Below are 13467 nucleotides of genomic sequence, written 5' to 3' on the forward strand. Positions count from 1 at the left end.
TATCGGTGGTCAGCCGCTCCTCGAAGCCGTGCAATTGGTCGGGCCCGACAAAATGCATCTTGCCCGACAGCACCGTGTGATAACCATCGGAACGCAGATGATGCGCGAAGGTCGGGATGGACGAGGCGAATTCGGCGGCGTTGTCGTAGACCTCGGTGCGCGACGGCAACTGGCCGCTCATGAACGAGGCCCGGCCCGGCGCACAGAGCGGCGAGGCCGTGTAGTTATTCGCAAAGCGCGCCGAGCGTGCGGCCAGCGCCTTCAGATGCGGTGCATGCAGGAAGGCCGCCGGTCCATCGGGGAATAGCGTTCCGTTGAGTTGATCGACCATGACGATCAGGAAATTGGGTCGTTTCGCTGTCACTGTTTTTGCCGCTCGCCGAGTTTGGTTTCGAGATAATCCTCGACGAGCGCGATCGCGGTCGCGGCGTCGGGCACGCCATCTTTCAGCGCTCGCCTGATGTACAGCCCGTCGATCATTGCCGCTGTCGCTTCGGCGGCACGGTCAGCCTCGGCCCTGGGCAGGATGCCGGTGAGCCCGCTCATGAGATTCGAGTGCAGCCGTCGCGCATAGATCCTTAGCAACCGGCGCAGCGAGGACGATTTCTGTGCCTCGACGTAGAAGGCGAGCCATGCGGCGATGGTTTCCGGCTGGAACTGGATGTCGGAAAAGTTGACGGCGACCACGGCCGAGACGCGTTCGCGCGGGGATGCTGCGGATTGCAGCGCGCGACGCATATCGATGGTCAGTTCGGCCAGGATGTGCCGCATCGTCGCGAACAGCAGCTCGTCCTTGGCACCGAAATAGTGATGGGCAAGGGCCGAGGAAACGCCCGCGCGTCCGGCAATCTCGGACATGGTCACATCAAGCGAGCCGCGCTCGCCGATCGCCGAGATCGTCGCATCGATGAGCGCCTTGCGGCGCAGTGGCTCCATTCCGACTTTCGGCATCTCGCTAGGTTCCTCTGAAGCAGGATTATTTTTTATTGACGGATCAATCAACAAAAAAATCGTCGCAGGCTCAACCTGCACCAAGCGATTGTCTGGTTCCGGCCCTTCACGGCGGAGGCCGGAATGTTTATATTTGAACAATAAAGGCGAAGTGCGCCATAGGCCCACATGCTAGGCTGGCGCCCAGGATGGAGACCGCCATGACCGCATGCATCGTCGGCTGGGCGCACTCGCGTTTCGGCAAGCTTGAGGGCGAAACGCTCGAAAACCTCATCGTCAAGGTCGCGACGGACGCGCTCGACCATGCCGGAATCGGCCCGGACGATGTCGACGAGATCGTGCTTGGCCATTTCAACGCCGGCTTTTCAGCGCAGGACTTCACCGCAAGCCTGGTGCTGCAGGCCGATGACCGGCTGCGCTTCAAGCCGGCGACGCGCGTCGAGAATGCCTGCGCGACGGGATCGGCGGCGGTCCGGCAAGGTATTCGTGCCATCGATGCCAACGCGGCCCGCATCGTGCTGGTGGTTGGCGCCGAGCAGATGACGACGACGCCCGGGCCCGAAATCGGCAAGAACCTGCTGAAAGCTTCCTATCTGCCCGAGGACGGCGAAACGCCGGCCGGGTTCGCCGGCGTCTTCGGCAAGATCGCGCAGGCCTATTTCCAGCGCTATGGCGACCAGTCGGACGCGCTCGCCATGATTGCCGCCAAGAACCACAAGAACGGTGTCGACAACCCCTATGCCCAGATGCGCAAGGATTTCGGCTATGATTTCTGCCGGCAGGAAAGCGAGAAAAACCCCTTTGTCGCAGGCCCGCTGAAGCGCACCGACTGCTCGCTGGTCTCCGACGGCGCCGCCGCCCTTGTCCTGGCCGACACGGCAACGGCTTTGAAGATGCGCCGTGCGGTTGCCTTCCGCGCCAACGAACATGTGCAGGATTTCCTGCCGATGTCGAAGCGCGACATCCTGGCCTTCGAAGGTTGTGAGCAGGCCTGGACCCGCGCGCTGAAGAACGCCGGCGTGACGCTTGACGATCTGTCCTTCGTCGAGACGCATGACTGTTTCACGATCGCCGAACTGATCGAGTATGAGGCGATGGGCCTGGCGAAGCCCGGTGAGGGCGCCAAACTGGCGCTTGACGGTACGACGGCAAAGGACGGCCGCTTGCCGGTCAATCCCTCCGGCGGGCTGAAGGCCAAGGGTCATCCGATCGGCGCCACCGGTGTGTCCATGCATGTCTTGACCGCCATGCAGCTTGTCGGTGAAGCCGGCGGCATCCAGGTGCCGGGCGCAAAGCTTGGCGGCATCTTCAACATGGGTGGCGCGGCGGTCGCCAACTACGTTTCCATTCTCGACCGGATCAGGTAAACCGCCCCTGCATTCGCGGGAGGTTACATTGGCAAATCCGGTTCTGATCGAGGTTCTGCGCGGCTCGATCGTCGAGAGCGCCCATCGTGGTGCCGTCGCGGTCTTCGATGCCGACGGCAAGTCGGTCTGGGAAATCGGCGACACCTCGAAGCCGGTGTTTCCACGCTCGGCGGTCAAAGCCATCCAAGCCTTGCCGCTGGTCGAAACCGGTGCTGCCGATGCTTATGGTTTCGGCAACCGCGAACTGGCGCTGGCCTGTGCCTCGCATTCGGGCGAGCCAGCGCATGTCGAACTGGCGCGGGCCATGCTGGCCAAGGCCGGGTTGGACAAATCAGCGCTCGAATGCGGCGCGCATTGGCCGTCGAACCATGACGCGGAGATCGCTCTTGCCCGTACCGGCGATATACCGAACGCGCTGCACAACAACTGTTCGGGCAAGCATTCCGGCTTCCTCTGCACCTGCGTCCACTCAGGCATCGCCCACCGCGGCTACGTCAAGGCGGGGCACGCCTTGCAGGAGATGGTGCGCGACGCGATGCAATCGGTCACCGGCGCAGTCCACGATCCGGATGAGCGGGCGACCGATGGCTGCTCGATCCCGACCTATGCCGTACCGCTCAGGAGTTTCGCGCTCGGCTTTGCCCGCATGGCCACCACAAATGGTTTTGGTCCCGAGCGGGCCAAGGCGGCAAAGCGGCTGCTGGGCGCCTGCATGGCGGAGCCCTTCTTCGTTGCAGGCACTGGCCGCGCGGATCTGGCGCTCATGGAAGCCGCACCTGGCCGGATTTTTGCGAAAGGCGGCGCCGAAGGCGTCCACTGCAGCGCGCTACCTGAACTTGGCCTCGGCATAGCGATCAAATGCGATGATGGTGCCGGCCGCGCCGGCGAAGCCATGGCTGCCGCCGTCCTTGCCCGATTGTTGCGTACGGACGAGGCCTTGGCGGCAAAGCTAGACGGAATGGCAAACGCGCCTATCGAAAGTCGGGTCGGGGCCAAGGTCGGGGCACTGCGGCCGACACAAGCCTTGAATTGAAAGCAGCGATCAACTGACCCGGTTGCGCTCGACGGTCAGATGCGCGAAGCCGCTGTTGCTCAACTGGGTGAGGTCGGCCGTCACCGGTTCCGCCCAGCGCTGCCCGACGACGGCGCCGTTCAACGTGCCGTCAATGACGTTGTCGGAGATGACGGCCGTGCCCGCACCTTCGACCACGCTTACGGCAATGCCGGTGCCTGCCTTGCGGATGATGTTGCCGGTGGCCACGACATTGCGCAGGTATGGGCCCCAGCCGATCGACATGCCGTAGAGCGGTGCGTTCTCGATGACGTTGTTGGAAGCGACAGTGTCGGCCTCGACGGCTATACCGACGCCGAAGCCGGGCGGATCGGCCGGGTAGGGGCCGGTGGTCGACAAATTGCGCACGATGTTGCCCGAGCAGACGCCCATGCGGCCGCCTTCGTTGAAGTTGACGATCGAGATGCCGTTGGCTGCGCCGTCGACGATATTGTTGCTGATGACGGCGCCCTCGAATGAGAATTCGGAATAGACCGCTGTCTCGCCCGAGCGCGAGCAGGTGTTGTCCGATATCTGCAGGTTGCTCGAGCTGTTGGCCCTGATAGCCGAAAAGGCGCAATCCGAAACCACATTGCCCGAGATGACGACATTGCCGGCGCGAAAGGCGTTGATGCCGTTTCCGTTCTGGCCGGTCCCGCCGCTGCGAGCGCCAATGCGTTCGACGCGGTTGCCGGTGACCATGGTGCCGTCTTCCGCCGCCTGCCAGCGGTGCACGAGGATGCCGCCATTGCCGCAGTCCGAAACGGTGTTGCCGGTAATCGCTAGGCCGCTGGCCTCGACCGAATAGATGCCGGCATCGGCGGCGCCCGATACGTCCGACCGTTCGATGCGGCCCGCTGCGTGTTCCAGCGCCAGTCCATTCTTGCCGCTCCCGGTTATCTGGCAATTGTCGACTACGAGATGGCCGACCCGGCGCAGATCGAGCAGCCCTTGCGCGTAGTCGCCCATCGACCGGTTCGCGCCGTCGAAAACCAGCCCGCTCAGTTCGATATGGTCGGCCTGCTCGGCCATGAAGAGGTGGCCGTCGCCGCCATAGACGATCCGCGTGGCACCCGGCACGCCGGAAAGACGCACGCGGCCGGGCAGCGAGAGGTTGGAAACAACATAGGCGCCGGGCGGCAGGAACACCGGCATATCGCGGCTGTTCGCGTCACGCAGTAGCTTGGCAAAGGCCTTGCTCTGATCATCGAAGGTGCCGGCTTGTACGCCCAGTTCGGTGGCATTGATGGAACCGCGCATCGAGGCCTTTTCGATACCGGTAAGGCTCGCGGCTGCGGCCTTGCCGAGCGAGAGGCCGATGACGGCAAAGCCAGCGGTCTGCGTCAGCAGCGTTCGTCTGTTCAACATCGGCACAGAATCCCAGTGTTCAATCCTGACACCGCAGGAATCGTGCCAGACGCCCAGGTGCCTGTTCTCAGCAGCAATGGCTTGTCGCGCAGGCATTCGGCGCCTAAGTTCAGCAAATGAGCAGAGCTTTTACCCGCGAAGAAGACAGCGAGAATGCCATTGCTGGTGTCGGTGAGCGACCGATCAGCCCGCACCGCAATCTGGTGACCGAGCGTGGCCTTGCGCTGATCGAGGACAATCTGGCCGACTTGCGCGATGTGCTGGCGAAGGCCGAGAGGCGGGGCGACCGCGAGCGCATCGCGGTGGTGTCACGCGACCTGCGCTATTGGACCGCGCGGCGGGAGAGCGCCGAGCTTTCCACACCGGAGCCCGGCAGCGACGTCGTTCGCTTCGGCATGGGTGTCACGCTGGAAGGCGATGACGGCAAGAAGGTGCACTGGAAGATCGTCGGCGAAGACGAAGCGGATCCGTCGAAGGGCAGCATTTCGCATGTTTCGCCGATGGCGATCGCCCTGTTCGGCAAGAAGGTTGGCGACGTGGCTGCTGTAAACGGCAAGGAATGGGAAATCGTCAAGCTCTCGGACAGCTAGCCTTCGAGCTTGACGACATGGTCGCGGAAGAACGCCGCGGCGCCGGCCTCGTCGATCTCACCCGCGGCAACCATCAACACCATCTGGATGATGTCCTCCTGGTCCGCTTCGACGCTTAATCCGTTGAAATAGAGAAACAAGTCAGCTGCGGCAAAAGCCGTGCGCTTATTGCCATCAACAAACGGATGGTTCTTCGCAACGCCAAAAAGATAGGCTGCCGCAAGTTCACAAAAATCGGGCTCGCCATAGGCCTCTTTCTGCTGAGGTCTGGCGAGGGCTGATTCCAGCATACCTTCGTCGCGAATGCCCGATGCACCGCCATGAAGGCGCAACTGCTCGGCATGCATTGCCTCCACGAACTCTCGCGAATGATGTTCAGTCATTTGGCGAGAGCGCGATAGGCAACTTCGTACTTCTTCATTCGTTCGCGCGCGATCTTCATCTTACGCTCGAACTCCTCGGCAGAGTCTTCCAAGCGACGTAAACGAAGCTCCTGCCCTTCTTGGACGATGACCACGTTGTCGCCTGTCTTCAAATTCAACCGATCGAGTAGTTCTTTCGGAAGGATCAGGCCATCGGAATTGCCAATTTTGCGAATAGTGGTGTTCATGACGAAATATCCCGTTGCAACCGGGATTATAACGCGGCCTATTGGGTGTTGCAACAAAAATTATAACTACTCTAGCCTTCGGCCAACAACCTGTCCATCAACCGATCCGCCGCCTCCGGAATAACAGTTCCCGGCGGAAAGATTTCCGCGGCACCAGCTTGCAGCACCGCGTCATAATCCTGTGGCGGGATGACGCCGCCGGCCACGATCAGCATGTCGCCGTGGCCTAGCTTCTTCAGCGCGTCGCGCAATTCGGGGATCAGCGTCAGGTGCCCTGCCGCCAGCGACGAGGCGCCGATGATATGGACGTCATGCTCGACCGCCAGCCTGGCGATCTCCTCCGGCGTCTGGAACATCGCGCCGACGGTGACGTCAAAGCCGAGGTCGGCGAAGGCGGTGGCGATCACCTTCTGCCCACGGTCGTGGCCATCCTGTCCCATTTTGGCAACGAGAATGCGCGGCTTGCCGCCGGTCTTTTTCTCGAAAGCGCCAAGCTTGTCCTGCAGCCCATCGACCACGGGATTGTCGCCAAGCGCCTTGCGATAGACGCCGGAAATGGTCTGCACGGTGGCGACGTGCCGGCCAAAGGCTCTTTCCAGGGCGTACGAGATTTCGCCGACCGTGGCATTGGCGCGCCCGGCACGGATGGCGAATTCCAAGAGGTTCTCATTGCCTTGCGCGGCACGGGTCAGCGCATCGAGTGCCCTTTCCACGGCGGCGACATCGCGCGTGCCCTTCAGATGCTGCAGCTTAGACAATTGCCGGGCTCTCACCTCGGCGTTGTCGATCTTCAGCACATCGACCTCGATGTCGGTCTCCGGGCGATGCGCGTTGACCCCGACCAGCATCTGCTCGCCGGAATCGATGCGCGCCTGCGTGCGTGCGGCCGCTTCCTCGATGCGCAGCTTCGGAATGCCCTGTTCGGTCGCGGCGGCCATGCCGCCAAGCGCCTCGACCTCCTCGATATGGGTCATCGCGCGCGCCGCCAGGTCATGGGTGAGCCGTTCGAGATAGGCCGATCCGCCCCACGGATCGATGACGCGCGTGGTGCCGGATTCCTTCTGCAGGATGAGCTGCGTGTTGCGGGCGATGCGGGCCGAATGGTCGGTCGGCAGCGCCATCGCCTCGTCGAAGGAGTTGGTGTGCAGCGACTGCGTATGGCCCTGCGTCGCCGCCATCGCCTCGATCATGGTCCGGATGATGTTGTTGTAGGGATCCTGTGCCGTCAGCGACCAGCCGGACGTCTGGCAATGGGTGCGCAGCGACAGCGAGCGCTCGTCCTTCGGCGCGAAATTCCTCTCCATCAAGGTCGCCCACAGCAGGCGCGCGGCCCTGAGCTTGGCCACTTCCATGAAGAAATTCATGCCGATCGCCCAGAAGAAGGACAGGCGTGGCGCGAAGCGATCGATATCGAGGCCCGCCGCCACGCCGGCGCGAGCATATTCGATACCATCGGCGATCGTATAGGCAAGCTCCAGGTCGGCGGTCGCGCCGGCCTCTTGCATGTGGTAGCCGGAGATCGATATCGAATTGAACTTCGGCATGTTCTTTGACGTGTAGGAGAAGATGTCCGAAACGATCCGCATCGACGGTTTCGGCGGATAGATGTAGGTGTTGCGGACCATGAACTCCTTCAGAATGTCGTTCTGAATGGTCCCGGCCAGATCCTTCTGCGCAACGCCCTGTTCTTCCGCCGCGACGATATAAAGCGCCATGATCGGCAGTACCGCGCCGTTCATCGTCATCGACACGGTCATGTCGCCGAGCGGAATGCCGTCGAACAATTGCCGCATGTCGAGGATGGAATCGATGGCGACGCCCGCCATGCCGACGTCGCTTGCGACGCGCGGATGGTCGCTGTCATAGCCCCGATGCGTGGCGAGATCGAAGGCAACCGACAGGCCCTTCTGGCCGGCGGCAAGATTGCGCCGGTAAAAGGCGTTGGACTCCTCCGCCGTCGAAAAGCCGGCATATTGCCGGATCGTCCAGGGCTGCTGGACATACATGGTCGGGTAGGGCCCGCGCACGAAGGGCGGCAGGCCCGGATAGGTATCGAGATGCGGCAGGCCCTTGAGGTCGCCCTGGCTGTACAGATGCTTGACGACAAGACCTTCGGGCGTCATCCGCTGGCCCTTGACCTCTTCCGATGCGCGGCGCGGCGGCGCCCAGCCGATCTGACTGAAATCCGGAATCAAGATGCGGCCCCGATGGATTGGTCGATGCGGACCGGAAACAGCGGTTCGCAAAGCACGACGCCTTCAGTGAAGGCAGGGCGCCGTTCGGCGTCGAGCGTCTCGACTGGACGCTCGCTTTTCAGCGGATAGAGCGTGGTGCCGATGATCGCCCGCTCGCCCACCTTGAAGGCGGCTTCGCGCCGAGCGGCCGCCGTGCGGACGCGTTGCTGGATATGTCCTTGCTGAAGGCTGGACAGCACCCCCCCCTCGGCCTCGATCGCCTGCAATTCCGCCCATGCCGCAGCGCAAAGATCTGATGTCAGCGCTTCCGCCGCGCCGGAACCATAGGCAGGATCGGCGACATGATCGACATGGCTTTCATTGGCCATGATCAGCTGCGCGTTGCGTGCGACGCGGCGGGCAAAAGGCGCCGGCAAGCCGTGCGCGATCGTATGCGGCAGGATGGAGATCGAATCGGCTCCCCCCGCCGCCGCCGCGAAGCAGCCGATCGTCGTGCGCAGGATGTTGGTCTCCGGGTCCAACGCCGTCATCATACGGAATGATGTCTCGGCATGGATATTGGCGGTGGAATTGGGAATCGAGCAGGCTTCCTGCACCCGTGCCCAAAGCCTGCGCAAGGCCCGCACCTTGGCCATCGACAGGAACTGGTCCTGGTCGACACTCAGCGCGAAGCCGATATGAGGTGCCGCATAGATGAGCGGCTGCCGGGCTTTTTCGAACATCCTCAGATACGAGACCGCCGAAGCCAGCATGATGCCGAGTTCCTGCGCTTCCGTGGCACCGGCATTGTGGAAGACGCGCCCGTCCGCTTCCAGAAGCACACCGGGAACGTCCATCGAGAAGAAATGCGCCAGCGATTGCGGCATCGATTCCTGCAATGCCTCGATCGACATGCGCAACCTGCCGGTCCCGGCAAGGATCGCGGCCGGATCGATGCCGAAGGAGAGGTTGAGCGTCGCCGGATCGGAGCGGCGCTTGCTCAGGAACGCCACCAGCCAGTCGGCCATGGGGCGGCTCCAGGGATGGGTGTCGATGCGGACCTGGACCTGGTTGAGAGGCACGCCCTCCAGCACCGTTTCAAGCGCCTGCGCAGTCCTGGGCAGGCCGTAGCCGAATGCGTTCGGAGCACCTTCGAAGACGAGCGACAGTCCGGTCGCGCCCTGCGCGATATCATCCAGGACCTGGGCCTTGGCACGATCGACATCTGGGTCGTCGACGCGCTGGCTGACGATCCAGGGCGATCGGGGATTCGCGCGTACGATCGGTTCAGCTCCGGTCGCACGCTCGTGGAGCGGCTCGATGCGGATGTTGTCGTCGGTGTGCGAAACCAGCTTTTCCTCGAAGGACGCCCCGGCCAACGCCTTTTCCGCCAAGGCCAGCCATCGCTGGCGTTCGGCATCCGCCGGTTCAACATCCCTGGTCAAGGCTCCAGCGCCCATCCATCTTCCTCTTTTATGTGGCCGCACCAGCCCGGAGCAGTTCAGTCTACGGTCACCGGTCGGTTATCGCAATGCGCGACCAAGGTCTGAATTCGATCCATCGGATATAGGTCGGCTTGTGTGGACGACCCATGAACGATTGCCAAACACCAGCAAAATCCGCAAGCACGAAAAAACCGATCGCGACGATTGGCATTGTCGCTCCGCAACGGCCTCACTATACCTTCGGGCAAAGGCTGGCTTTTAGACACATCAGTTTGCGGAGACCCGGTATATGGCTGACGACACCAGTATTTTCATCGGCGCCAGCCGCAAGCCCGACGACAGCTATCAGCGTGCCGAAAACCTGCTGCTGCAATACGGGAATCGTCACGGCCTGGTGACCGGTGCCACCGGCACCGGCAAGACCGTCACCTTGCAGATCCTGGCCGAAGGATTTTCGAATGCCGGCGTGCCGGTGTTTTGCGCCGACATCAAGGGCGACCTGTCCGGCATCGCCATGATGGGCACGGCACAGGATTTCCTGGTCAAGCGCGCCGCGCAGGTCAAGCTCGACCCCTACGATTTCCAGGAGTTCCCCGTCATCTTCTGGGACCTGTTCGGTGAGCAGGGTCACCCCATTCGCGCGACCATTTCGGAAATGGGGCCGCTGCTCCTGTCACGGCTGATGAACCTGAGCGATGCGCAGGAAGGCATCATGAACATTGCCTTCCGCATTGCCGATGAAGACGGCCTGCTGCTGCTCGACCTCAAGGACCTGCAGGCGCTGCTGGCCAACATCGCGGAGCGCGCCGACGAGATCAGCGCCCGCTACGGCAATGTCACCAAGCCATCGGTGGGGGCCATTCAGCGCACGCTCCTGGTGCTGGAACAGCAGGGCGCGGCGAACTTCTTCGGCGAGCCGGCGTTGCGGATTTCCGACATCATGCGCACCACGCGTGACGGCCGCGGCGCCATAAGCGTGCTGGCCGCAGACAAGCTGATGATGAACCCGCGCCTCTACGCGACCTTCCTGCTCTGGCTGATGTCGGAGCTGTTCGAGGAACTGCCGGAAGTCGGCGACCCCGACAGGCCGAAGCTGGTTTTCTTCTTCGACGAGGCGCATCTGCTGTTCGACGAGGCGCCAAAGGTGCTGATCGACCGCGTGGAACAGGTGGTGCGTTTGATCCGTTCGAAGGGCGTTGGTGTCTATTTCGTCACGCAGAACCCCCTGGATATCCCCGAGAAGGTGCTGGCCCAGCTCGGCAACCGTATCCAGCACGCACTGCGCGCCTATACACCGCGTGAGCAGCAGGCGGTGAGGACGGCGGCCGAAACGTTCCGTCCCAATCCCGATTTCGACTGCGCCACCGCCATCACCCAGCTCGCCACCGGCGAGGCGCTGGTCTCGACGCTGGAGGCCAAGGGCGTTCCATCCATGGTGCAGCGCACGCTGATTCGTCCGCCGTCCTCGCGCCTTGGCCCGATCACGCCGGACGAGCGCCGCCAGCTGATCGCGGAGAGCCCGGTCGCCGGCCAGTACGACCAGGTCGTCGACCGCGAGTCGGCCTTCGAAATCCTGCAGAAGAAAGCCAGGGAGGCGCAGGATGCCGAACAGCAGGCGGGCAGCGGTGGCGCGCGCTGGACCATTCCAGGCCTTGGCGATGATGATTCCGCGCCGCGGTCCGGCGGCAGGCGCGCGCCGGCGCCGCGCCCCTCCAATCGTCAGACGGTGGCGGAGGCCGCAATCAAGTCGGTGGTGCGCTCGGTCGGCTCGTCGGTTGGACGCGCCATCGTGCGCGGGATTCTGGGCAGTTTTTCAAGAGGCCGCTGAGCCCCGCACCGGTCAGCAAAGCTGGCTTATAGCGCCGCGCGTTCCTTCGGACGCGCGGCGCTATGCATTTCCGTAGCGCGACCGGATTAGAAAATCGCGTCGGTTACCGCTTTCACCGGTCCAAGAAGCACCGACCCCGCCGGCACGCCGGCGTCGATCGGGATGGCCTTGCGGTTCGCAGTCGCCACCATCGGCTGGCGGGCGTCGCTGGTCACGATGACCGGGGTCTTCTGGGGCACGCGGTCGTAGAGGTCGATGATGTCCTGGTTCATCAGGCGCACGCAGCCCGACGACACCGATTTGCCGATCGAGCGCCATTCCGGCGAGCCGTGCAGGCGATAGAGCGTGTCGACATTGCCCTGGAAGAGATAGAGCGCACGCGCACCGAGCGGGTTCTTCAGACCGCCGGGCATGCCGCCATTGTCGGCGCTGTACTGCTTCAATTCCGGCTGCCGGGCGATCATTTCATCCGGCGGCGTCCACTTCGGCCATTTCTGCTTCCACTGGACGACGGCATCTCCGGACCATTCGAAGCCGGCGCGGCCAAGGCCGACGCCATAGCGGATGGCTTGCCCGCCCGGACGGACCAGATAGAGGAAATGGCCCGTCGTATCGACGACGATGGTTCCCGGCTTCTGGCCGGTCGGGTCGGGCACGATCTGGCGCAGGAACTGCGGATCGATCCTGTCGACGGGGATGGCCGGCAGATCGAAGCCGCCATCGCTGACGGCGGCGTACATCGACGCATAGTCGGCCAGAGGCGGCTCGACATAGGTTGGCGGGGGAGGCTGAACCGGTCCAGGTCCGGTGGTGGCGCATGCGGAAACCGCGATCGAGGCTGCGCCCAGTGCTGCGGCGTTGAGGAAGCCGCGACGGCTCAGGCGATAGGATTCGATTTCGGTTATGGACATGGCTGCCTTCTTTAAGACTCAAATTCCAACAAAGCGTGAATACGCTTGCCGCTACGCGGGTGCCTGACAACACCTGAGGCGATAGGCGGTTCCGATTCTGGCCCGAACGTGGACAAACAAAGGCGAAGCTGTGACTGCGCCGCCACTGTGGCGCCAGGGTCACAGGTGGTTGGCTTAGGCTGTGACAAGGGCTTCAAGGGACGGCAGGATCAAGGTCGGCGGAAAGTCCCGGTATTCTTCGGGCTGATTGGAACGGTTGATCCAAACCGTGCGGAAACCGAATTTGGTGGCGCCCGCGATATCCCAGCGATTGGAGGATTGGAAGGAAACCGCGCCGGGATAGAGCCGCCAGCCGGTGGCGACCATGTCATAGACCGCCGGATCGGTCTTGAAGCGCCGCACCGCATCGACGGAATAGATCTCGTCCAGCACCTGGTCGAGCGCGGCGGACTTGACCGCCGCTTCCAGCATTTCGGGCGAGCCGTTGGAGAGGATCGCCAGCCTGGCTCCCGAAGCCTTGAGCGCTTTCAGCACGGCCGGCACTTCCGGGTAGCAGTCCAGCCGCCAATAGGCTTCCAGCAACCTGACCTTGAGGCTTGGATCGGCCGAAGGGACCCTGCGCAAGGCGAAGTCGAGCGACTGTTCGGTCAACTGCCAGAAATCGGCATAGGCGCCCATCAGCGTGCGCACCCAGGAATATTCGAGCTGCTTGGCGCGCCAGATTTCGGACAGGAGCTGGCCGTCCGGGCCGATTTGATCGGCATGGCGGCGCACGGCGGCATGCACGTCGAACAGCGTGCCATAGGCGTCGAAAACATAGGCGGCATATTGCATGTCAACAGTTTTGAGGCGCGACACGGCAAGGCGCAAGCCTTGATTGCATCGCGCCGTCGCTGGCCTCAACAAAACTCCTTGATGCTGGTTGACGGCGCCGGCCAAAGCATCTTCCAATGGCTGTCACATTCCAATGGCTGTCACACGAGATTGATCGGAACGGGATAACGCGATGACATTGGCGGCAGCAGCGCAATCCGCGACATGGACTTTCGTCGATGGCGACTGGTACGAAGGCAATGTCGCCATTCTTGGACCGCGCAGCCATGCCATGTGGCTGGGCACCAGCGTGTTCGACGGCGCTCGCTGGTTTGAAGGTGTGGCGCCCGACCTCGACC

General features: G+C 62.8%; 13 protein-coding genes and 1 pseudogene. 5 read left to right on the forward strand and 9 right to left on the reverse strand.

Translation table 11 applies throughout. The features are described 5' to 3' along the window. Together FJ934_RS27000 and betI are read right to left on the reverse strand one after the other, a co-directional pair. On the reverse strand, positions 1–331 hold a 331-nt coding region (locus tag FJ934_RS27000), incomplete at its 3' end, for a sulfatase-like hydrolase/transferase (protein WP_246671655.1). 29 nt (positions 332–360) lie between these two features. After that, positions 361–951, reverse strand: coding sequence for a transcriptional regulator BetI (betI, locus tag FJ934_RS27005; protein ID WP_140613466.1), 591 nt, complete (start codon positions 949–951; stop codon positions 361–363). A 200-nt stretch (positions 952–1151) separates the two neighbouring features. On the opposite strand from betI, the gene FJ934_RS27010 reads away from it, so the two are divergent. Both FJ934_RS27010 and FJ934_RS27015 read left to right on the forward strand, forming a co-directional pair. Beyond that, a complete protein-coding gene (locus FJ934_RS27010) occupies positions 1152–2318 on the forward strand; it encodes an acetyl-CoA acetyltransferase (RefSeq protein WP_140613456.1) in 1167 nt (388 codons plus the stop codon). 28 nt (positions 2319–2346) lie between these two features. Beyond that, positions 2347–3351, forward strand: a complete 1005-nt coding sequence (locus tag FJ934_RS27015; protein WP_140613457.1) for an asparaginase — start codon at positions 2347–2349, stop codon at positions 3349–3351. Positions 3352–3360: 9 nt separating this feature from the next. Here FJ934_RS27015 and FJ934_RS27020 read toward each other — a convergent pair whose 3' ends face one another. After that, positions 3361–4737 carry a TIGR03808 family TAT-translocated repetitive protein gene (locus FJ934_RS27020; protein ID WP_140613458.1) on the reverse strand — a complete coding sequence of 459 codons (1377 nt, stop codon included), beginning with the start codon at positions 4735–4737 and terminating at the stop codon, positions 3361–3363. A gap of 116 nt (positions 4738–4853) precedes the next feature. On the opposite strand from FJ934_RS27020, the gene greA reads away from it, so the two are divergent. Further along, complete coding sequence (greA, locus tag FJ934_RS27025) at positions 4854–5327, forward strand: transcription elongation factor GreA (protein WP_140613459.1); 474 nt, start codon at positions 4854–4856, stop codon at positions 5325–5327. Here the strand turns inward: greA and FJ934_RS27030 are convergent. From FJ934_RS27030 to FJ934_RS27045, 4 genes are all read right to left on the reverse strand, one after another. Beyond that, positions 5324–5710 (reverse strand): type II toxin-antitoxin system death-on-curing family toxin, encoded by a 387-nt coding sequence (locus tag FJ934_RS27030; RefSeq protein WP_140613460.1) that lies wholly within the window; start codon positions 5708–5710, stop codon positions 5324–5326. The two genes, greA and FJ934_RS27030, sit on opposite strands and share 4 nt — an antisense overlap. Then, positions 5707–5937, reverse strand: coding sequence for an AbrB/MazE/SpoVT family DNA-binding domain-containing protein (locus FJ934_RS27035; protein ID WP_140613461.1), 231 nt, complete (start codon positions 5935–5937; stop codon positions 5707–5709). The genes FJ934_RS27030 and FJ934_RS27035 overlap by 4 nt, the downstream gene beginning before the upstream one ends. Positions 5938–6008: 71 nt before the next feature. After that, the gene (scpA, locus tag FJ934_RS27040; protein ID WP_140613462.1) at positions 6009–8132 is read right to left on the reverse strand and encodes a methylmalonyl-CoA mutase; all 2124 of its coding nucleotides are present in this window, start codon (positions 8130–8132) and stop codon (positions 6009–6011) included. Continuing rightward, a complete protein-coding gene (locus tag FJ934_RS27045) occupies positions 8129–9571 on the reverse strand; it encodes a methylmalonyl-CoA mutase subunit beta (RefSeq protein WP_140613463.1) in 1443 nt (480 codons plus the stop codon). The genes scpA and FJ934_RS27045 overlap by 4 nt, the downstream gene beginning before the upstream one ends. A gap of 274 nt (positions 9572–9845) precedes the next feature. Here FJ934_RS27045 and FJ934_RS27050 point away from each other — a divergent pair, with 274 nt between their 5' ends. Then, positions 9846–11384: a helicase HerA-like C-terminal domain-containing protein gene (locus tag FJ934_RS27050; protein WP_140613464.1), complete on the forward strand. Its 1539-nt coding sequence runs from the start codon at positions 9846–9848 to the stop codon at positions 11382–11384. Positions 11385–11470: 86 nt separating this feature from the next. Here FJ934_RS27050 and FJ934_RS27055 read toward each other — a convergent pair whose 3' ends face one another. Together FJ934_RS27055 and FJ934_RS27060 are read right to left on the reverse strand one after the other, a co-directional pair. Further along, positions 11471–12295 (reverse strand): L,D-transpeptidase, encoded by an 825-nt coding sequence (locus tag FJ934_RS27055; RefSeq protein WP_140613465.1) that lies wholly within the window; start codon positions 12293–12295, stop codon positions 11471–11473. 174 nt (positions 12296–12469) lie between these two features. Then, positions 12470–13129 (reverse strand): haloacid dehalogenase type II, encoded by a 660-nt coding sequence (locus FJ934_RS27060; protein WP_140613467.1) that lies wholly within the window; start codon positions 13127–13129, stop codon positions 12470–12472. A gap of 172 nt (positions 13130–13301) precedes the next feature. Here FJ934_RS27060 and FJ934_RS28625 point away from each other — a divergent pair. Continuing rightward, a pseudogene (locus FJ934_RS28625) lies at positions 13302–13467 on the forward strand (branched chain amino acid aminotransferase); the annotation flags it as partial.

Origin of the sequence: Mesorhizobium sp. B2-4-12 (assembly GCF_006441575.1) — a bacterium.
Taxonomy (GTDB): Bacteria; Pseudomonadota; Alphaproteobacteria; order Rhizobiales; family Rhizobiaceae; genus Mesorhizobium.